Origin of the sequence: Mesorhizobium sp. IMUNJ 23033 (assembly GCF_044778005.1) — a bacterium.
In the GTDB taxonomy this organism is placed as follows: Bacteria; Pseudomonadota; Alphaproteobacteria; order Rhizobiales; family Rhizobiaceae; genus Mesorhizobium; species Mesorhizobium amorphae_A.
Genome location: NZ_JBJACT010000028.1, coordinates 64,805 through 83,198, shown reverse-complemented (window position 1 = coordinate 83,198; position 18,394 = coordinate 64,805). Strand labels below are relative to the sequence as shown.

The window sequence follows — 18,394 nt, the reverse complement described above, 5'->3', positions numbered from 1 at the left end:
CGCATAGCAGATATCGATGCCGGCTAACGGCGCACCAACCGTCCTACAAAGATCAGCAGGCAGGCACCGATGAAGCCGGTGATCAGATAGGCGAACCAGCCGACGCCGAAGGGCTCGATGCTGAGGGCTCTGAGGATTGCGTTCAGCACCACCGCGCCGACGATGCCCATGATGATGTTCATGAAGATGCCGGTGTTGCTCTTCATCACAATCTCGGCCAGCCAGCCGGCCAGACCTCCGATGATGATGGCTGCAATCCAGCCCACGCCATTCACGTCCATATGCCCACTCCTCGTATGATGGGGGAAAATGCATCGGCAAACGAACTGCCTTGCCGTCGCGTTCCTCCGAGCTTTGCGCGTGAGTTCCGCACGGCCAACTTATCATGCGTTGAGCGCCCGGCCATAGGCGTCGAGCACGCTCTCCTTCATCATCTCCGACAGCGTCGGATGCGGGAAGATGGTGTGCATCAGTTCTTCCTCGGTGGTCTCGAGGTTCATCGCCACGACAAAACCCTGGATCAGTTCGGTGACTTCGGCGCCGACCATATGCGCGCCGAGCAGTTGCCCGGTCTTCTTGTCGAAGATGGTCTTGATAAAACCCTGGTCCTCGCCGAGCGCGATCGCCTTGCCGTTAGCGCCGAACTGGAAGCGGCCGACGCGGATGTCCTTGCCTTCGGCCTTCGCCTTGGCTTCGGTCAGGCCGACCGAAGCGACCTGCGGGTTGCAATAGGTGCAGCCCGGGATCTTCAGCTTGTCGGTGGCATGCACGCCGGGGAAATTGGCGATCTTCTCGATGCAAACCACGCCTTCATGCTCCGCCTTGTGGGCCAGCATCGGCGGTCCGGCGACATCGCCGATGGCGTAGATGCCAGGCACGTTGGTCTTGCCATAACCGTCGACGACGACGCAGCCGCGATCGGCCTTCACGCCAAGCGTCTCGAGACCGAGATTCTCGATATTGCCTTGCACGCCGACGGCCGAGATCATGCGGTCGGCGGTGATCTTCTCGACCTTGCCGTCCTTCATCTCGACATGCGCGGTGACCGAATTGGCTGATTTCTCGACCTTGGTCACCTTGGCCTCGAGGATGATCTTCATCCCCTGCTTCTCGAACTGCTTCTGCGCGAACTTGGAAACCTCGGCATCCTCGACCGGCATAACCGCCGGCAACAGCTCGACCACCGTCACCTCGGCGCCCATGGTGCGGTAGAAGGAAGCGAATTCGATGCCGATGGCGCCGGAGCCCATCACCAGCAACGACTTCGGCATCTCCTTCGGCACCATGGCCTCGAAATAGGTCCAGATCAGCTTGCCGTCCGGCTCGATGCCGGGCAGCGCACGCGGCCGGGCGCCGGTCGCCAGGATGATGTGCTTGGCGGTATAGGTGCCCTCGCCCTTGACGCCTTTCGGCGCCGGCGGCTGCGGCTCCATCGGCTTCTTGGCCGTCTTGGAGACGATGATCTCACCCGGCTTCGACAGCTTCGCCTCGCCCCAGATGACGTCGACCTTGTTCTTCTTCATCAGGAAGGCGACGCCGCCGTTGAGCCTGAGCGAGACCTTGCGCGAACGGTCGACGACAGCGGCCGTATCGGCGCTGACCTTGCCGCCATCGAGCTTCAGCCCATAGTCCTTGAGATGATCCGAATAATGCATGATCTCGGCCGAGCGCAGCAGCGCCTTGGTCGGGATGCAGCCCCAGTTGAGGCAGATGCCGCCGAGGTGCTCGCGCTCGACGATCGCCGTCTTGAAGCCGAGCTGGGCGGAGCGCACCGCCGTGACATAGCCGCCGGGGCCGGAGCCGATGATGATGACGTCGTAGGATTCAGCCACGGGTTTTCTCCCTGATTTTCTAGAGTTCCAGCATCACGCGCACCAGCGGTGCCAGTGCCTTGCCGATGTTTCGCGTGTTTTCGGCATCGAGATGGACGCCGTCGAGCGGCGTGGTCGTCGCCACCGTGCCGGCATCGAAGAAGCCGCAGCCTGCCTCGTCGGCAAGCGCCGAATATTGCGGCGCCAGCCGCTTCGAGGCTTCATCGCCGCCGGCAAACATTTCCTTGAATTCGGCATTGTCGGTGCGGCTGACCGCCGGCGGCGCGACGAGCAGGATCTGCGGCGCCGGCCAGTCGAACGGGTAGTCGTGGCCGCGCACGATATCGATCAGCCGCTGCATGCCTTGCTTGGCGGCGACCGGATTGCCGTGGATCCACGGCTTCATGTCGTTGGCGCCGAGCATGATGATGATCAGGTCGAGCGGCGCATGCGTCATCAGCACCGTCGGCAACAGTCTTGCGCCGTTGCGGTCGGCGCCGGCCAGGTGGTCGTCGAAGGCCGTGGTGCGACCGTTCAGGCCGTCGGCGATGACCTCGATGTTGCCGCCCAAAGTTGCGCGCAGCACGCTTGGCCAGCGGTCTTCCAGCGCATGGCGGCCGAGGCTGGCGGCGTCATAGCCCCAGGTCAGCGAATCGCCAAAGCAGAGAATTGTCTTCATGCGTTTGTCCCACCCCTGCCGAACCCCGCCGCCGAGCCTTTGAGGCGCCAGCGCACGAACAGCCATTGCACGATGATCGCCACGACGCCGGGCAGGATCAGCCCGGCAACGATGGAAAGATCGCTTGCGGTCGCACGGTTCTCGGCCGGCACGGAAAACGTCCAGCCGGCCAGCGCCAGCAGCGTCAGTGCGAAAATCCCAAGCAGCCACCGCAACATCCGGTCGACCGCTCGAACCGGCTCGGCGCGGAACTGGACCAGAAAGAAGATGACCGTCACGACGATGACGATCAGGGCCGTCGCCGCAAAGACCAGTATGTACTCTTCCGTCGCGCCGGTGAGGACGGCCAGTTCCTGCACCACCAGCCCGCCAGCCAGACCGGAAAGGATGAAGGCGAAAAGGCTGGTGAAGAATTTCCGCACCGCCTTTTCCTTTCCTAGACCAGCATACCCATCGGGTTTTCGATCATGCGCCTGAAGGCGCCGAGCAGTTCCGCACCCAGCGCGCCGTCGACGGCCCGGTGGTCGGTCGACAGTGTCACCGACATGACGGTCGCGATCTTGATTTCGCCGTTCTTCACCACCGCCCGCTCCTCGCCGGCGCCGACCGCCAGGATCGTCGCATGCGGCGGGTTGATGACGGCGGCAAAATCCTTGACGCCGAACATGCCGAGATTGGACACCGCGGTGGTGCCGCCCTGATACTCTTCCGGCTTCAGCTTGCGGCTGCGGGCGCGGCTGGCCAGATCCTTCATCTCGTTGGAGATGGTGGACAGCGTCTTTTCCTCGGCGTGGCGGATGATCGGCGTGATCAGGCCGCCGGGGATCGACACCGCGACACCGACATCGGCATGCTTGTGCTTGACCATGGCGCTGTCGGTCCACGACGCGTTGGCATCCGGCACCGCCTTCAGCGCCATGGCCATCGCCTTGATGACCATGTCGTTGACCGAGAGCTTGTAGGCCGGCGCCTCGCCCTTGTCGGTCTTCTTCACCGGTGCCGCCGCATTGAGCTGCGTGCGCAGCGCCAGCAGCGCATCGAGTTCGCAGTCGAGCGTCAGGTAGAAATGCGGGATCGTGCTCTTGGCCTCGACCAGCCGCCGCGCGATGGTCTTGCGCATATTGTCGTGCGGCATGAGTTCGTAGGAGCCTTCGGCGAACAGTTTTAGCACCTGGTCGTCCGACATCGCCTTGGGTGCTGCGGCCGCGGGTGCCGGTGCACCGGGAGCCGCCTTCGCTGCCGCGGCTGCCTTGGCGCCACCACCGGCAATCGCCGCCTCGACATCGGCCCTGACGACGCGACCATGCGGGCCGGTACCCGTCACCGCCGAGACATCGACGCCGGCATCCTTGGCGATGCGCCGGGCAAGCGGCGAAGCGAAGGTACGCTCGCCAGCCGCGTGGCCATTGGCAACCGGCGCCGCTTCTGCCTTGGGCGCCGGCGCTGCAGCGGGTTCCGGCTTCGGCGCCTCAGCCTTGGCAGCTTCAGCCTTGGGTGCCTCGGCCCTGGCAGCTTCAGCCTTGGGTGCCTCGGCCTTGGCTGGCGCGGCTGCACCACCGCTCTTGGCAGCGGCTCCTGCATCCTCGCCTTCAGCGGCAAGCACCGCGATCAGCGCGTTGACCTTGACGCCCTCGGTGCCGGCTGGAACGACCAGCTTGGCAACCGTGCCTTCATCGACGGCCTCGACCTCCATAGTCGCCTTGTCGGTCTCGATCTCGGCGATCACGTCGCCCGGCGAAACCTTGTCGCCCTCTTTCACAAGCCACTTGGAAAGATTGCCCTCTTCCATCGTGGGCGAGAGCGCCGGCATGGTGATGTTGATTGGCATAGGTATTCTTCTCCCAAGCGAAATGCGTTCACCGTATCAACGGCAAGCAGCGCTTATACAGACAGCGAAAGAGTCCTCCCCCCAATCGGTCTGCCGATCGACCAAGCGAGGAAATAGTTGAGTGCTAGGAAAGAGGCGACCAGTCCTAGAATGCCGCCACCCCACCCACTTATTTGCTGAAGAAGTTGCCGATCAACGCCGGCCATCGCTCCAATAAAACTGACGACAAATCCGAACACAAAACCACAGATAAAGCCGAGAAGAATGCCTGTCAGCCCTGCGCGCCAGAAAATAGCCCAGGCAATCCGTCGTGTCTCTTTCGCAGTCGCCACCGCAACCTCCCCCTAATCATCAGCGATACGTGACGGCTTTGACCGCTTCGACGACCTCGCCGATATTCGGCAATGCCAGCTTTTCGAGGTTCGCCGCGTAAGGCATCGGTACGTCCTTGCCGGCGACGGTGATGACCGGCGCGTCGAGGAAGTCGAAGGCGCGCTGCGACACCTGGTTGGCGATGTGGTCGCCAACCGAGCTCTGCGGGAAACCTTCCTCGACCACGATCAGGCGGTTGGTCTTCTTCACCGAGGCGATGATCGTGTCGAAATCGAGCGGACGGATCGACCTCAGATCGATGATCTCGGCATCGATGCCCATGCCGCGCAACTCGGCCTCTGCCTTGATCGCATAGGTCATGCCGATGCCGAACGAGACGATGGTGACGTCCTTGCCTTGCTTATGGATGCGCGCCTTGCCGATCGGCAGCACGAAATCGTCGAGCTTCGGCACGTCGAAGGACTGGCCGTAGAGGATTTCGTTTTCGAGGAAGATGACCGGGTTCGGATCGCGGATCGCCGCCTTGAGCAGGCCCTTGGCGTCGGCGGCCGTGTACGGCATCACCACCTTAAGGCCCGGAATATGGCTGTACCAGGCGGCATAGCACTGCGAGTGCTGTGCCGCGACGCGGGCAGCCGCACCGTTCGGTCCGCGGAAGACGATCGGCGCACCCATCTGGCCGCCGGACATATAGAGCGTCTTGGCGGCGGAGTTGATGATCTGGTCGATCGCCTGCATGGCGAAGTTGAAGGTCATGAACTCGACGATCGGCTTCAGGCCGGCCATCGCCGCTCCGACGCCGACGCCGGCGAAACCATGCTCGGTGATCGGCGTGTCGACGACGCGGCGCGGTCCGAACTCCTGCAACAGCCCTTGCGTGATCTTGTAGGCGCCCTGGTACTCGGCAACCTCCTCGCCCATGACGAAGACGTCGCCGTCGCGGCGCATTTCCTCGGCCATGGCATCGCGCAGCGCTTCGCGCACCGTGGTCGACACCATCTCGGTGCCGGCCGGGATGTCCGGATCGGCTGCGATTTCGGTCTTCGGCGCCGCAGCGACAGGCGCCGCGGCCTCGCTCTTGGCCGCAGCCGGCGCAGGCGCTGCTTCAGCCTTGGCAGGCTCCTCGCCGATTCCTTCGCCGGCCTTGTCGACGTCTTCGCCGTCGACCGCAAGCACGGCGATCACCGCGTTGACCTTGACGCCTTCGGTGCCGGCAGGAACCACGATCTTGGCAATCGTGCCTTCATCGACGGCCTCGACCTCCATCGTCGCCTTGTCGGTCTCGATCTCGGCGATTACGTCACCGGCGACAACCTTGTCGCCTTCGTTCTTCAACCACTTGGAAAGATTGCCCTCTTCCATGGTCGGCGAGAGAGCGGGCATGAGAATTTCAATCGGCATGTCCTTGCCCTCCCTTACAGTACGATGTCGGTCCAGAGCTCGGACGGATCCGGCTCTGCGTCGTTCTGGGCAAAATCGGCGGCGTCGGCGACGATGTCGCGGACTTCCTTGTCGATGGTCTTGAGCTCGTCCTCGCTTGCCCATTTCTTGTCGATCAGCCGCGCCTTGACCTGCTCGATCGGGTCATGCTCGGAGCGCATCTTCTGCACTTCTTCCTTGGAACGATACTTCGCCGGGTCGGACATCGAATGGCCGCGGTAGCGATAGGTCTGCATTTCGAGGATCAGCGGACCGTTGCCGGCACGGCACCATTCGGTGGCGACGTCGGCGGCGGCCTTCACCGCGCGCACATCCATGCCGTCGACCTGAATGCCGGGGATCTTGAACGAGGCGCCGCGATGCGAGAAGTCGGTCTCGGCCGACGAACGCGACACCGAGGTGCCCATGGCGTAGCGGTTGTTCTCGATGATGAAGATCACCGGCAGCTTCCACAGCGAGGCCATGTTGAAGCTTTCATATACCTGGCCCTGGTTGGCCGCGCCGTCGCCGAAATAGGTCAGCGCGACGTTCTTGTTTTCGCGATAGCGGTTGGCGAAGGCGAGCCCGGTGCCGAGCGACACCTGCGCGCCGACGATGCCGTGGCCGCCATAGAAATGCTTCTCCTTGGAGAACATGTGCATGGAGCCGCCCTTGCCCTTCGACAGGCCGCCGCGGCGCCCGGTCAACTCGGCCATGACGCCGCGCGGCGACAGCTCCATCGCCAGCATGTGGCCGTGGTCGCGATAGGCGGTGATCATCTGGTCGCCGTCGATCAGCGCCATCTTCATGCCGGTGACGACCGCTTCCTGGCCGATATAGAGGTGGCAGAAGCCGCCGATGAAGCCCATGCCGTAAAGCTGGCCGGCCTTTTCCTCGAAGCGGCGGATGAGCAGCATGTGCCGGTAGGCGGCAAGCTCCTCGTCCTTGGTAAAGTCGGCTGGCTTGGGGGCGGAAAGTCCCGATGATTTTACGGATTTGGCAGGCGCTTTTCTGGCGGCGGTGGCCATGCATCACTCCCTGTTGGCGTCTCTTTGCGGACATTAGAGCAGGATGAAATCTGCTCTGAGGGAGATCAGCTCTCCCCACCGATTTGAGCAAGGCTAACATGCGGGAAAGCGTTTCGCCATGCAGAAAAATGCATGGCTGTCATGCGTCTAAGCGATTAAAATCATTGAAAATAACAGCGATTAACTGAGTTTCAGTTATTTCGCTGAAGCCGGCAGCATGATGGTGATTTCGTCGGCATGGGAGACATTGAGCGCCTTGCGCGCCTGCTCGTCAAGCATGTCCTTCTCCAGCGTACCTTCATGCATCAGCTGGACACGGCGCTCGAGATCGACCCGCCGCGCCTTGATCGCGTCGAGCTTGCCCTGCAGATCGACCGCCTGGGCCGCGAGCTGGTACTTGGAGTAGATGCCGAATTCGCCGTGATAGGCGTGGAAGCCGAAATAGGCCAGGAACAGCACGCAGAGCGAGGGGATGATCAGCCGGCCGGTGTTTCTCTGCTTGTGCTGGCGTGTCCACATGGCGCTCGTCCTCTCAACGCCTCTTTCTCGCCGATTGTGCTTAATGGACGGTTACGGGCGGCCGGATTCGGCAGCCGCGAAAAACAAAAGGGCGGGAAAGTTCCCGCCCTCGTCGTCCCGGATATGGTCCCGGATCAGCTTTTCACGATCGACTTGCCGGCATAGCGCGCCTGCTTGCCGAGTTCTTCCTCGATGCGGATCAGCTGGTTGTATTTGGCCATGCGGTCGGAGCGCGACAGCGAGCCGGTCTTGATCTGCCCGCAATTGGTGGCGACCGCGAGGTCAGCGATGGTCGAGTCCTCGGTTTCGCCCGAGCGGTGCGACATGACGGCGGTGTAGGCGGCCTTGTGCGCGGTCTCGACCGCATCGAGCGTCTCGGTCAGCGAGCCGATCTGATTGACCTTGACCAGGATCGAATTGGCGACGCCCATGCGGATGCCGTCGCGCAACCGCGCCGTGTTGGTAACGAACAGATCGTCGCCGACCAGCTGGGTCTTTTTGCCGATGAGGTCGGTCAGTATCTTCCAGCCTTCCCAGTCGTCCTCGGCCAGGCCGTCCTCGATCGAGATGATCGGATAGTCGGCGGCGAGTTTGGCCAGGTACTTGGCCTGCGCCTTCGGATCGCGGGTCTTCTTCTCGCCTTCATAGACGTAGTTGCCGTCCTTGAAGAATTCGGTCGCCGCGCAGTCGAGGCCAAGCGCCACGTCCTCGCCCGGTTTGAAGCCGGCCTGCTCGATCGATTCCATGATGAAATCGAGCGCCGACGGCGCGCTCTTCAGGTTCGGGGCAAAGCCGCCCTCGTCGCCGACATTGGTATTGTGGCCGGCATCCTTCAGCTTCTTGCGCAGCGTGTGGAAGATCTCCGAACCCCAGCGCACGCCGTCGCGTAGCGTCGGCGCGCCGATCGGCAGGATCATGAATTCCTGGAAGTCGATCGGATTGTCGGCATGGGCGCCGCCATTGATGATGTTCATCATCGGCACCGGCAGCACATGCGCCTTGGCGCCGCCGACATAGCGGTAGAGCGGCAGGCCGGCCGCTTCGGCCGCAGCCTTGGCGACCGCCAGCGACACGCCGAGTATGGCGTTGGCGCCAAGCCGGCTCTTGTTGGGCGTGCCGTCGAGCTCGATCATGGTCTGGTCGATATGGATCTGGTTTTCGGCTTCCATGCCGCCGATCGCCTCGAACAGCTCGCCGTTGACGGCCTCGACCGCCTTGAGCACGCCCTTGCCGAGATAACGGGGGCCGCCGTCGCGCAACTCGACCGCCTCATGGGCGCCGGTCGAAGCGCCAGACGGCACGGCAGCGCGGCCCATCGAGCCATCTTCCAGCACCACGTCGACCTCGACGGTCGGATTTCCACGGCTGTCCAGGATTTCACGCCCGACAATGTCGATGATGGCGGTCATTTGCGATGTCCCCGATTGATCGATTGAAGCGTCGCGCCCCTCTTAGCCAAAGCGCTGCAAAAGGCAATCGGGCGGCTCGCAAATAGTGCCGCTGCGTCGATTCACGAAGCGCAAATTTCTGTCATCATAAGTCATGCGCGGCAAACCGGTTTCTGGTCTATGATTCTCCCGCGCGGGGCGAAACAGGAGGAGTTTCGCCATGTCCCAGTTGAGCGGTATCGTGAGTTTGTTCCTGATCGCGGCGGCGTTCCTGACATCGTGCGACAGTCAGAAGCCACCGCAGGGCGCGGTGCAATTGTCGACCCTCAACGCAGCGGAGTAGCTTTCTCCGCAGAAAAGGGCCCCCGCCATGCGGGGGCCCTTTCGATTCCAGCTGGGCTGACCAGCCGGTCAGTGCCAGTAGGGGGCGACCTTGTAGTAGTCGTATGACGCATCGCGCGCCAGTTCGCCGTCACTGCCCGTCAGTTCGTTGATCGAATAGGCAGGTGCGGATTTCAGCTGTTCCTTGGAGAACGGCACGACATAGCCGCCCTTGTCCTCGTCATAGTCGAGGCTTGCCCATGGGATGGCGTGATATTTCTCGCCGATGCCGAGAAATCCGCCAAAGCCGATGACCGCGAACATGATGCCGTTCGAGGTCTTGTCGAGCATGACGTCCTCAATGCTGCCGATGTTCGTGCCTTCGGTGTTGTAGACCGACGTGCCGATGACCCGCGAAGCGGCAATGGCTTCGGTGTGTCCCGTCTGGGTTGTCATGATGTGCTCCTCTTCTGTCTCTGCCACTATGCATTGACAATGAGGGGCGCTAACGAAGGTTCCAGACTTTTCTTCGGCGATGGAAGGCTAATCGGCGAGAATGAACGTGACCTTCATATTGACCCGGTAAGCGGCGATCTTGCCGTCGACGACGTCGATCTTCTGGTCCTGGATCCAGGCGCCCTCGACGTTCTTGAGGGTCTTTGCGGCGCGCGCAATCCCCATTTCGATAGCGTCCTGAAAGCTCTTCTTGGACGACGATGTGATCTCGGTAACGCGGGCGACGGACATGGCTTCCTCCTGCCAAGACGCTCAGTTGCAGGGCAAGCCTACAACTGACCCCAGCAGACGACAAGCGCGGGTGCTAGCCCTTGGCGACTCGGTCGAACGCCATCAACCTTTCGAGCAGCGCCGGCAGATCCTTGAGCGGCACCATGTTGGGGCCGTCCGACGGAGCATTGTCGGGATCCCGATGCGTCTCGATGAACACACCGGCAACACCGACCGCGACCGCCGCGCGCGCCAAGGTCTCGACGAAGCGGCGGTCGCCACCGCTGGAGCCGCCCTGCCCGCCCGGCTGCTGCACCGAATGCGTAGCGTCGAAAATCACCGGCGCGCCGATCTCGGCCATGATCGGCAAGGCGCGCATGTCGGACACCAGCGTGTTGTAGCCGAACGAGGCGCCGCGCTCGGTGACCAGCACATTGGCGTTGCCGGATCCCGTCACCTTGGCGACGACGTTCTTCATGTCCCATGGCGCCAGGAACTGGCCCTTCTTCACATTGACCACCTTGCCGGTCTTGGCTGCGGCGATCAGCAGATCGGTCTGCCGCGACAGGAAGGCCGGTATCTGCAGGATGTCGACATGCGGCGCGACTAGCGCGCACTGCTCCTCGGTATGGATGTCGGTCAGAATTGGCAGCGAGAATTCCTTGCGCAGATCGTCGAACACCGGCAGCGCAGCCTCGAGCCCAGCGCCGCGCGTGCCGCCGAGCGACGTGCGGTTGGCCTTGTCGTAGCTGGTCTTGTAGACGAGCCCGATGCCGAGCTTTTGCGTCAGTTCCTTGAGCGCCCCGGCCATGTCGAAAGCATGCTGGCGCGATTCAAGCTGGCACGGTCCGGCGATCAGCGACAGCGGCGCTGTGTTGGCGAACACGACCTTGCCGACGGTTACCGACGAATTGGGCTTGCTCATGGGGTCTCCCGGAAAATAAAGGCCGCGCCCTGCCCGGGCGCCGGCGGCACGACAATTTCATTGCCGCGTATGTTGTGTTCGACAGACCCGGCTGCAAGCAGCCTTGCCACGGTGTCGGCACTGCCGACCGAAAGGACGATCGCCGCAAACCGAAGTTGCGACGGCGCGCTGGCCGGAATTCCGAAGCGGGTGGCAAACGTGGCAGGATGCAGGATGGTCAGCGTTGCATTCGGCAACTCGAACACATCGTCATTCTTGTTCGCCGAGCCGGCGGCGATCGAGATCAGCCGGCGTTGCCCGGCGGGCCGATCGCTGACCGCCACAATCTCGACAATACCGGTGACGCCATTGGCATGGGCTTGCAGCGCAGTGCGATCGATTTTCGGCGCATTGATCCGTTCGCAGGCGAACAGGAACGCGTTCGTGGCCACGTCGCGTGCAGCGAAGGCCAGCTTGAAGGACGCGGTATCGCTCTTGCCGCTCGCATCGGTGAAGGCCCGCGAAAAGCTCAGCTCGTCTCCCGCCGACAGGCCGGCTTCGACGTAGCGTGCGTGATCCGCATCGGCGTCTGTCGTTCCGAAGACCAAGGCGCTGAACCCTTCATTGCCAAGGCTGTCGCGATAGAGACGGTCGCGCGCGACGAACACATTGCCCTCGGCGATCGCGCTCGCCGCAGTCTGTCCATTGCCGATCGCGAGCGGCTCCAGATAGGTGCCGTCGGCGAAGAAGACGCAGCAATTTTCCGTGCCGAACGGATGGATGCCGGTCGGCGCCACGACAAAGCCGAGCGAGACAAGCCGCGCCCGCGCGACATCGAGGCTTGCGGTCGGCAGCACAAGGTGATCGAGCGGGTGAGCCGCGGGCGTTTTGGTCATGCGGGTGCGGTGTGCATCATTCCCAAGGCTGGTTCAAGAGCCTCACCTTGTGCCGCCTCGGCATCGGTTGCCGTCCTTGATCGCACTTGCAGTCACCGGGAAGCAACCCTAGCTCACAACCATGAAGAGAATCGTCCTTACGGCAATGGCGGTTGCGGCGATCGTGGTTGTCGCCGCGCTGGTGCTGAGCACGAGGCCGGGCGTCGACCCGGCCGAGACTTCCGCCGTCCAGACGGAATGAAACCGTTCATCCCTTGCCCTCGAGGGCATTGCCTGCAGCCGAAATTCGCTCAGGCCGCCACGACGTCGGCCGAATAACGCAATTCGCGCAATGGTTTGACCCGGCTGGTCGTCTCGGCGTAGAGCGGATGCGCCTTGTAGGCGGCGAGTGCGGCATCATCTTCGAATTCGGCATAGACGACCACGTCGATCGCATCCGACAGCGGATCGACCTTGGTGTTGAGGGTCACTTCGAAGAGGCTGGAATGCGGGATCTTGCCCAGCGCCATCAATCCGTCGCGCACGGCTTCCACATCCTCTTTGCGCCGGGCGCTGAAGAAAACGATATGCCGGATCAACAAAACCTCCTGATCGGTATGCGCGGGTGTTTTGTGCGAGCGCAGCCGTCGCGTCAACCGGCAACGATGTCGCGCCAGATCCTTTGGAATGCGGGCGGAATTAGGCCGCGCCGGTGACGTAGCGCACGATGCGCGACATCTCCCTGACCGTATAGTCGAGGTAGGCGCCTTGATTGTAGAGGCCGTCCCAGATTAGGAAGAAGGTGAAGGTGATGATCACGATTACATAGCGCATGGCTAAAACTAACGCATATGGGTAGGCGCAACCATAGCGATTCCGATCGCCACGGACACTCTCCAGCGGATTTTCGCAACGCCGGATTCGGTTGCCTGGCACTGCGGTGCTTGCCGCTTGCCTCTTGAAGTTCCCGTTGATGACGTGGAAGATTGTCGTGGGAATTCACAGGGAAGCGCGAAAACCCTTGAGGGGCGCGTTTTCATTCGAGCCCGCCCGCTGCCGAATCGGCCAGCTGCCGAGATCGGGGAGCGGAGTTCGAGCCTGGCGAAGGAACCGCAAGAGGGTGGGAGCCGGCATATTGCGCCAGCTCTGCGGAAGTTCAGGGGCGTGACATGACCTGCAGCGAACACAAGAGCGGTGGCCTGAGCGGCATGGCTTTCGGCGAGGCGGTAAAGCTCGACGAGCTTAACTTCGCCGAGATCGTCAAGGGGCTGCCGGCCAAGGCACGCATGGTCCTGTCGGCCGCCATGAACCTGCCGCGCGGCTCGCTCAAGGTCAGGATGCCGGACGGCCGCGCTGTGCTCGTCGGCGGCAAGGCGCCCGGCCCCGACGCCGAACTGGTGCTGAAGAACTGGCGCCTGCCCGGCCGCGCCTTTTCCGGCGGCACGATCGGCGTCGCCGAATCCTACATGGACGGCGATTGGGAAAGCCCTGACGTCACCAGTTTCCTGGAACTGTTCGTGGTCAACTCGGCCATCGGCGAACGTGTCGCCGGCGGCGCCAGCTGGCTGATCAACACCGTCCAGCGCATCCGTCACTGGTTCAACGACAACACCCGCACCGGCTCGAAGCGCAACATTTCGGCGCATTACGATCTCGGCAATGCCTTTTACAAGCAATGGCTGGACCCGAGCATGACCTATTCGTCGGCGCTTTACGCGACCGGCGCCAACGATTTGGAAAGCGCGCAAGCCGCCAAATACCGCGCGCTGGCCAAGGACACCGGCATCGGCAAAAAGGACCATGTGCTCGAAATAGGCTGCGGCTGGGGCGGCTTTGCCGAATTCGCCGCGCGCGAGATCGGCTGCCGCGTCACCGGCCTGACCATCAGCCGCGAGCAGCACGATTTCGCCAGGGCGCGCATCCACAAGGCCGGGCTTGCCGACAAGGTCGACATCAAGCTGCAGGACTATCGCGACGAGATCGGCACCTATGACCGCATTGCCTCGATCGAGATGTTCGAGGCGGTCGGCGAAAAATACTGGCCGGTGTTCTTCGCCAAGATGAAGGCCTGCCTGAGACCCTGCGGCACGGCGGGCCTGCAGATCATCACCATCAACGAGGATGCCTACGACACCTATCGCGCCCGCCCGGACTTCATCCAGCGCTATGTGTTTCCGGGCGGCATGCTGCCGACGCCGTCGATCCTGAAATCGCTGGGGAGAGATCATGGCCTCGCCCATCTGCGCGAGCGCGTCTTCCCGGACGACTATGCCCGCACGCTCGCCGAATGGCGCCAGCGTTTCTGGGGATCCTGGGAAAAGATCGTCCCGCTCGGTTTCGACGACCGCTTCAAGAAGCTCTGGGAATTCTACCTGCACTATTGCGAAGCCGGCTTCCGCGCCAGCTACATCGACGTCCGCCAGGTGGTCTACAAAGCCTGATGCGGCTAGAGCAATTCCAGGAAAAGTGCGTTAGCGGTTTTCCGTCCGGAACTGCGTTAAAACAATAGGATAGAGCGGTTCTGCGTTTCCGTGAAACGGTGAACCGCTCTAGGAGGGCGGTGGTCGCATGAGCACGGATTGCTCATGCGAAGGTGATGAAACCGCGATCGGACGCCGGGCGTTTCCTGCTGTCCGCCGCTCGGCACTGCATCATGTCAAACGAGCGCGGAGCATCCTTGGCAACAGGAGGCTTCCTTGAACCGAACCCAGACCGCCGCCGGGCTGTTGCTTGCCGTGATATCGGCAACCGCAGCTCAGGCGAAATCATCCATCCCCACAGTCACCAACGACCCGTTGGGTGCGAACACGACCGCGACCCTCACACCTGGAATCAGCGACCTCATCAACAACACGCCGACATCGTCCATCCCGGCGATCCATCACCCAAAAGGGATGACGGCCTTGACCGTTCCCAACGATCCGCTGGGCGCTTCCATCGAGCCCGCGTTCCCTGGACCGGTCACCGCTCCCGCGACCGGCTCGCCCTAGACTGGCCGCCGGCTGAGCGCTGCTTCAAAGTGCGATGCGGTATTTGGCAAAACCTGCCTCGCCCTCGGCTGCGGGCTCGATCTTCAGCGACTTCACTTCAGCGATAAAATCCTTCGCCTTGGGTCCGGTCTCGAACACGACGCTGGTTCCAGTCAGCGGCGCGAACGACCAGTTGTCGTCGGCGGATGGGTTTATCGTGCCTTCGCTGATGATGTAGCGCACGATCACGTCGCGGTTGGTGTCCGGCGCCTCATAGATGATCTTCGAGGCATTGATGCCGGGGAAATTGCCACCGCCGCCGGCGCGGTAATTGTTGGTCGCAACGACGAATTTCGCTGCGGGATCAATTGGCTTGCCGTCGAACATCAGATCGACGATGCGGTTCGATCCGGCATTCGCCAGACCACCCTTGGCATCGTATTTCGGCGGCTGTGACAGGTCGATCTTGTAGCTGACGCCGTCGATCACGTCGAAATTGTAGGACGGGAAATCGGTATTGATCAGCGGCTCGTCCGCTTTGCCCGCCTCGATCCGGTTGAAGATGCCGGCCGACATCTCCAGCCATTCCTTGACTTGCGCGCCGGTGATTTCGACGGCTCGCACGGTGTTCGGGTAGAGATAGAGGTCGGCGACATTCTTGATGGCGATGTCGCCCACGGGAACGTCGGTATAGTAGTCGGCGCCGCTGCGCCCACCGGCCTTGAAGGGAGCCGCGGCCGACAGCAACGGCACGTCCTTCCACTGCGTGCTCTTCAATATGTCCTTGAGATACCAGCTCTGCGCCTGGTTGACGATCTGCACCGACGGATCGTCGGCGACTAAAGCGAAATAGGAATAGAGCGGCGCCGACGTCTTGCCGACCGGACGGCGCACATAGGCGAGCGTCGCCTCATGATCCTGCTCCAGCGCCGCGATGATGCGCTTGTCGTCGCTGACTGTCGCCTTGTTCTTGTTGTCGACCCGCTCGTAGATCGGCCGCGCCTCCGACGTCGCCGAAACGACCCGCCATTTCGAGCCGTCGCGCTCCAGCAAAAGATCGATCAGGCCCATATGCGAACCCCAGAACCCGCCCATCACGGCAGGCTTGCCCTGCAGCGTGCCCTTTTCGGTGTCGACGGCCTCGAGCGATTGAAAGTCCTTCTTGCCGGGGAAGACGAGATGCTGGTGGCCGGTGAACACGGCGTCGATACCTTCGACGCCGGCGACGAAGAAGGAAGCGTTTTCCATCATGTCGCCTTGCTTGACATCGATGCCGGAATGCGAAAGCGCAATCACGATGTCGGCGCCCTGCTCCTTGATTTCAGGCACCCAGGCCCTGGCCGCGTCGACGATATCGCGCGTCTTGACGTTGCCTTCGAGGTTTTTCAGATCCCAGACCATGATCTGCGGCGGCACGAAGCCGATGATGCCGATCTTGATCGGCTGTTCGGCGCCGGAGCCATCCTTGATCTTCCTGTCGAGGATCACGTACGGCTTGAGGTAGAGCTTGTCGTCGCGCGGATTGGTGGCGAGCTGGGTGCCGCGGATCAGGTTGGCGCAGACGAACGGGAAATTGGCGCCGGCCAGCACTTTGTCCAGGAACGACAGGCCGTAGTTGAACTCGTGGTTGCCGAGCGTCGAGCATTCGTAACCGAGCAGGTTCATGCCTTTCATGATCGGATGCAGGTCGCCGTCCTGCATGCCCTTCTCATAGGCGATGTAGTCGCCCATCGGGTTGCCCTGCAGCAGGTCGCCATTGTCGATCAGCATCGAGTTGACCGCTTCCTTGCGCACGGCATCGATCAGAGAAGCCGTGCGTGACAGGCCCATCGTGTCGTTTGCTTTGTCGGCGTAGTAATCATAGGGCAGCACGTTCACATGGATGTCGGTCGTCTCCATGATCCTGAGATGCGCCTGGTTGGCCTGAGCGCGGGCTGAGAACGGGTGCAGCATGATCAGCGCCCCGGTTGCGGCGGCGCCCGCCAACAGCGAACGGCGGGAGACAGGGTGAAGCAGTTGGGACATTGTTTTTTCCTGTTTCGACAGTGCGACAAGCCCTACCCCCGAAGCGAAAGCTTCGCCCCGAAATCCGCCTATGTCCATCTGGAATCCAGTCGATCAGCAAAAGGTGACGGGCGGATGAAACGGCCTTCCCACCAGGCAAGGTCAGCCCTTGTCGTCGTCGCCCTGGGTGATCAGCCGCGCACTGCGCTGGCCGGTCGCATAAATCCATAGCCAGCTAAGCGAAACCGCCAGCCGGTTGCGAAAGCCGATCAGGAAATAGATGTGGGCGATGCCCCACAGCCACCAGGCGGGCCGGCCGGTAAGCTTGATCCAGCCGAAATCGATCGCCGCGGCACGCTTGCCGATCGTCGCCAGATCGCCGTCATGCTTGTAGCGGAACGGCCGCGGCGTCGCGTTGCCGGCAAGCCGTGCCTTGATCGTCGCGGCGACATGCCAGCCTGCCTGCTTGGCGGCCGGCGCCACGCCCGGCACCGGCTTACCATCCGGCCGCAACACATGCGCTGCGTCGCCGATGACGAAGATCTCCGGGCTGCCCGGCACCGTCAGGTCGGGCTCGACGAGCACCCTGCCCGCCCGGTCCGCAGCCGCCCCCAGCCATTCGGCGACCGGCGAAGCGGCAACGCCTGCCGCCCACAGGATTGTCCGGGCCGGCAGGACTGTGTCGCCGAAGACGACGCCCTCGGCGTCGCAGCGTGTCACCGCGCGGCCAAGTTCCACCTCGACGCCAAGGCGCTCGAGCGCCTTCCTGGCATAGTCGGAAAGTTCAGGCGCGAAATTGGCAAGGATGCGGTCGCCGGCCTCGATCAGCACCACGCGCGTCTGGCGCGTGTCGATGTTGCGGAACTCGCCGCGCAGCGTGTCGCGCGCGAGCTCGGCAATGGTGCCGGCCAGTTCCACGCCGGTCGGCCCGCCACCGACGATCGCCAGCGTCAAAAACGCCTTGCGCTTCTCCGGATCGGTTTCCCGCTCGGCCTGCTCGAAGGCCAGAAGGATGCGCCGCCGAATGGTGGTTGCGTCCTCGAGCGTCTTCAGCCCAGGCGCAAAAGGCTCCCATTCGTCATGGCCGAAATAGGCGTGGCGGGCGCCGGTGGCGAGTACCAGCGTGTCGTAGGCGACCGCGCTGCCGTCGTCGAGCATCACGCGCTTGCCGGCGCGGTCGACGCCACTGACATTGGCGAGCAGCGTCGTCACGTCCTTGCGCTTGCGCAAGAGATGGCGGATCGGCCAGGCAACCTCCGAAGTCGCCAGCGCCGTGGTCGCCACCTGATAGAGCAAGGGCTGGAAAAGATGGTGGTTGCGCTTGTCGATCATGGTGAGGCGCACCGGCACACCTGACAGCGCGCGGGTGAATTCGAGGCCGCCGAACCCCGCGCCGACAACGACGACATGATGGCTGGCTTCGTTCATCTCATTCACCCCCATGAGCGCGTAAATTCACCGGCTTGGATATAGGGATTTTTGTGCACTGCAACAATGCCTAGCCTGCCCGGGAGCCGCCGCTCGATGTCGTGAATGCACATGCCGGCCGGCTCATGCCGGGTATAGCCTCACCGGACTGGATGACGGGGA

General features: G+C 62.6%; 21 protein-coding genes. 3 read left to right on the top strand and 18 right to left on the bottom strand.

Annotation, left to right across the window (positions count from 1 at the left end):
* Positions 1-23 precede the first annotated feature (23 nt).
* The 10 genes from ACFX5Q_RS26020 to eno all read right to left on the bottom strand — a co-directional run bounded on the left by ACFX5Q_RS26020 (position 24) and on the right by eno (position 9,026).
* Positions 24-281 (bottom strand): GlsB/YeaQ/YmgE family stress response membrane protein, encoded by a 258-nt coding sequence (locus ACFX5Q_RS26020; protein ID WP_404282679.1) that lies wholly within the window; start codon positions 279-281, stop codon positions 24-26.
* A 102-nt stretch (positions 282-383) separates the two neighbouring features.
* Positions 384-1,832 (bottom strand): dihydrolipoyl dehydrogenase, encoded by a 1,449-nt coding sequence (lpdA, locus tag ACFX5Q_RS26015; protein ID WP_404282677.1) that lies wholly within the window; start codon positions 1,830-1,832, stop codon positions 384-386.
* A gap of 19 nt (positions 1,833-1,851) precedes the next feature.
* The gene (locus ACFX5Q_RS26010; protein ID WP_120015286.1) at positions 1,852-2,490 is read right to left on the bottom strand and encodes an SGNH/GDSL hydrolase family protein; all 639 of its coding nucleotides are present in this window, start codon (positions 2,488-2,490) and stop codon (positions 1,852-1,854) included.
* Positions 2,487-2,912, bottom strand: a complete 426-nt coding sequence (locus ACFX5Q_RS26005) for a hypothetical protein (RefSeq protein ID WP_404282676.1) — start codon at positions 2,910-2,912, stop codon at positions 2,487-2,489. The genes ACFX5Q_RS26010 and ACFX5Q_RS26005 overlap by 4 nt, the downstream gene beginning before the upstream one ends.
* A 14-nt stretch (positions 2,913-2,926) precedes the next feature.
* Positions 2,927-4,318 (bottom strand): pyruvate dehydrogenase complex dihydrolipoamide acetyltransferase, encoded by a 1,392-nt coding sequence (locus tag ACFX5Q_RS26000; protein WP_404282674.1) that lies wholly within the window; start codon positions 4,316-4,318, stop codon positions 2,927-2,929.
* Positions 4,319-4,371: 53 nt separating this feature from the next.
* A complete protein-coding gene (locus tag ACFX5Q_RS25995) occupies positions 4,372-4,650 on the bottom strand; it encodes a hypothetical protein (protein ID WP_404282673.1) in 279 nt (92 codons plus the stop codon).
* Between the two features lie 19 nt (positions 4,651-4,669).
* Positions 4,670-6,052 carry a pyruvate dehydrogenase complex E1 component subunit beta gene (locus ACFX5Q_RS25990; RefSeq protein WP_404282671.1) on the bottom strand — a complete coding sequence of 461 codons (1,383 nt, stop codon included), beginning with the start codon at positions 6,050-6,052 and terminating at the stop codon, positions 4,670-4,672.
* Positions 6,053-6,066: 14 nt separating this feature from the next.
* Positions 6,067-7,098, bottom strand: coding sequence for a pyruvate dehydrogenase (acetyl-transferring) E1 component subunit alpha (gene pdhA / locus ACFX5Q_RS25985; RefSeq protein WP_404282669.1), 1,032 nt, complete (start codon positions 7,096-7,098; stop codon positions 6,067-6,069).
* A gap of 195 nt (positions 7,099-7,293) precedes the next feature.
* Positions 7,294-7,617, bottom strand: a complete 324-nt coding sequence (locus ACFX5Q_RS25980) for a septum formation initiator family protein (protein ID WP_006205398.1) — start codon at positions 7,615-7,617, stop codon at positions 7,294-7,296.
* 134 nt (positions 7,618-7,751) lie between these two features.
* Positions 7,752-9,026 (bottom strand): phosphopyruvate hydratase, encoded by a 1,275-nt coding sequence (eno, locus tag ACFX5Q_RS25975; RefSeq protein ID WP_404282667.1) that lies wholly within the window; start codon positions 9,024-9,026, stop codon positions 7,752-7,754.
* A gap of 199 nt (positions 9,027-9,225) precedes the next feature.
* On the opposite strand from eno, the gene ACFX5Q_RS25970 reads away from it, so the two are divergent.
* Complete coding sequence (locus tag ACFX5Q_RS25970) at positions 9,226-9,348, top strand: hypothetical protein (protein ID WP_281034914.1); 123 nt, start codon at positions 9,226-9,228, stop codon at positions 9,346-9,348.
* A 68-nt stretch (positions 9,349-9,416) separates the two neighbouring features.
* Here ACFX5Q_RS25970 and ACFX5Q_RS25965 read toward each other — a convergent pair whose 3' ends face one another.
* From ACFX5Q_RS25965 to ACFX5Q_RS25940, 6 genes are all read right to left on the bottom strand, one after another.
* Positions 9,417-9,782 (bottom strand): PRC-barrel domain-containing protein, encoded by a 366-nt coding sequence (locus tag ACFX5Q_RS25965; RefSeq protein ID WP_404282665.1) that lies wholly within the window; start codon positions 9,780-9,782, stop codon positions 9,417-9,419.
* A gap of 87 nt (positions 9,783-9,869) precedes the next feature.
* On the bottom strand, positions 9,870-10,073 hold the full coding sequence (locus ACFX5Q_RS25960) for a dodecin family protein (protein WP_404282663.1): 204 nt from the start codon (positions 10,071-10,073) through the stop codon (positions 9,870-9,872).
* A gap of 73 nt (positions 10,074-10,146) precedes the next feature.
* Positions 10,147-10,977: a 3-deoxy-8-phosphooctulonate synthase gene (gene kdsA, locus ACFX5Q_RS25955; RefSeq protein ID WP_404282661.1), complete on the bottom strand. Its 831-nt coding sequence runs from the start codon at positions 10,975-10,977 to the stop codon at positions 10,147-10,149.
* Positions 10,974-11,852, bottom strand: coding sequence for a VOC family protein (locus tag ACFX5Q_RS25950; protein ID WP_404282659.1), 879 nt, complete (start codon positions 11,850-11,852; stop codon positions 10,974-10,976). The genes kdsA and ACFX5Q_RS25950 overlap by 4 nt, the downstream gene beginning before the upstream one ends.
* Before the next feature lie 290 nt (positions 11,853-12,142).
* Positions 12,143-12,430, bottom strand: a complete 288-nt coding sequence (locus ACFX5Q_RS25945) for a Dabb family protein (protein WP_404282657.1) — start codon at positions 12,428-12,430, stop codon at positions 12,143-12,145.
* 100 nt (positions 12,431-12,530) lie between these two features.
* Complete coding sequence (locus ACFX5Q_RS25940) at positions 12,531-12,665, bottom strand: hypothetical protein (RefSeq protein ID WP_404282655.1); 135 nt, start codon at positions 12,663-12,665, stop codon at positions 12,531-12,533.
* A gap of 335 nt (positions 12,666-13,000) precedes the next feature.
* On the opposite strand from ACFX5Q_RS25940, the gene ACFX5Q_RS25935 reads away from it, so the two are divergent.
* Together ACFX5Q_RS25935 and ACFX5Q_RS25930 are read left to right on the top strand one after the other, a co-directional pair.
* Entirely contained in the window at positions 13,001-14,272 is a 1,272-nt protein-coding gene (locus ACFX5Q_RS25935; RefSeq protein WP_404282653.1) for a class I SAM-dependent methyltransferase, read from the top strand.
* A gap of 255 nt (positions 14,273-14,527) precedes the next feature.
* Complete coding sequence (locus tag ACFX5Q_RS25930) at positions 14,528-14,821, top strand: hypothetical protein (RefSeq protein WP_404282651.1); 294 nt, start codon at positions 14,528-14,530, stop codon at positions 14,819-14,821.
* A gap of 24 nt (positions 14,822-14,845) precedes the next feature.
* Here the strand turns inward: ACFX5Q_RS25930 and ACFX5Q_RS25925 are convergent, their stop codons facing one another.
* The gene (locus ACFX5Q_RS25925) at positions 14,846-16,825 is read right to left on the bottom strand and encodes a bifunctional 2',3'-cyclic-nucleotide 2'-phosphodiesterase/3'-nucleotidase (RefSeq protein ID WP_404282649.1); all 1,980 of its coding nucleotides are present in this window, start codon (positions 16,823-16,825) and stop codon (positions 14,846-14,848) included.
* Between the two features lie 141 nt (positions 16,826-16,966).
* Positions 16,967-18,232, bottom strand: a complete 1,266-nt coding sequence (locus ACFX5Q_RS25920) for an NAD(P)/FAD-dependent oxidoreductase (protein ID WP_404282647.1) — start codon at positions 18,230-18,232, stop codon at positions 16,967-16,969.
* Positions 18,233-18,394 lie beyond the last annotated feature (162 nt).

Excerpts from the sequence above, each read along its gene's own strand:
- eno (WP_404282667.1), bottom strand. The coding sequence starts at position 9,026 with ATGACCGCCATCATCGACATTGTCGGGCGTGAAATCCTGGACAGCCGT.
- ACFX5Q_RS25970 (WP_281034914.1), top strand. The coding sequence starts at position 9,226 with ATGTCCCAGTTGAGCGGTATCGTGAGTTTGTTCCTGATCGCGGCGGCG.
- ACFX5Q_RS25980 (WP_006205398.1), bottom strand. The coding sequence starts at position 7,617 with ATGTGGACACGCCAGCACAAGCAGAGAAACACCGGCCGGCTGATCATC.
- kdsA (WP_404282661.1), bottom strand. The coding sequence starts at position 10,977 with ATGAGCAAGCCCAATTCGTCGGTAACCGTCGGCAAGGTCGTGTTCGCC.
- ACFX5Q_RS25940 (WP_404282655.1), bottom strand. The coding sequence starts at position 12,665 with ATGCGCTATGTAATCGTGATCATCACCTTCACCTTCTTCCTAATCTGG.
- ACFX5Q_RS26010 (WP_120015286.1), bottom strand. The coding sequence starts at position 2,490 with ATGAAGACAATTCTCTGCTTTGGCGATTCGCTGACCTGGGGCTATGAC.
- ACFX5Q_RS25935 (WP_404282653.1), top strand. The coding sequence starts at position 13,001 with ATGACCTGCAGCGAACACAAGAGCGGTGGCCTGAGCGGCATGGCTTTC.
- ACFX5Q_RS25950 (WP_404282659.1), bottom strand. The coding sequence starts at position 11,852 with ATGACCAAAACGCCCGCGGCTCACCCGCTCGATCACCTTGTGCTGCCG.
- ACFX5Q_RS25990 (WP_404282671.1), bottom strand. The coding sequence starts at position 6,052 with ATGCCGATTGAAATTCTCATGCCCGCTCTCTCGCCGACCATGGAAGAG.
- ACFX5Q_RS25960 (WP_404282663.1), bottom strand. The coding sequence starts at position 10,073 with ATGTCCGTCGCCCGCGTTACCGAGATCACATCGTCGTCCAAGAAGAGC.
- ACFX5Q_RS25920 (WP_404282647.1), bottom strand. The coding sequence starts at position 18,232 with ATGAACGAAGCCAGCCATCATGTCGTCGTTGTCGGCGCGGGGTTCGGC.
- ACFX5Q_RS25965 (WP_404282665.1), bottom strand. The coding sequence starts at position 9,782 with ATGACAACCCAGACGGGACACACCGAAGCCATTGCCGCTTCGCGGGTC.
- pdhA (WP_404282669.1), bottom strand. The coding sequence starts at position 7,098 with ATGGCCACCGCCGCCAGAAAAGCGCCTGCCAAATCCGTAAAATCATCG.
- ACFX5Q_RS25925 (WP_404282649.1), bottom strand. The coding sequence starts at position 16,825 with ATGTCCCAACTGCTTCACCCTGTCTCCCGCCGTTCGCTGTTGGCGGGC.
- ACFX5Q_RS26020 (WP_404282679.1), bottom strand. The coding sequence starts at position 281 with ATGGACGTGAATGGCGTGGGCTGGATTGCAGCCATCATCATCGGAGGT.
- ACFX5Q_RS26000 (WP_404282674.1), bottom strand. The coding sequence starts at position 4,318 with ATGCCAATCAACATCACCATGCCGGCGCTCTCGCCCACGATGGAAGAG.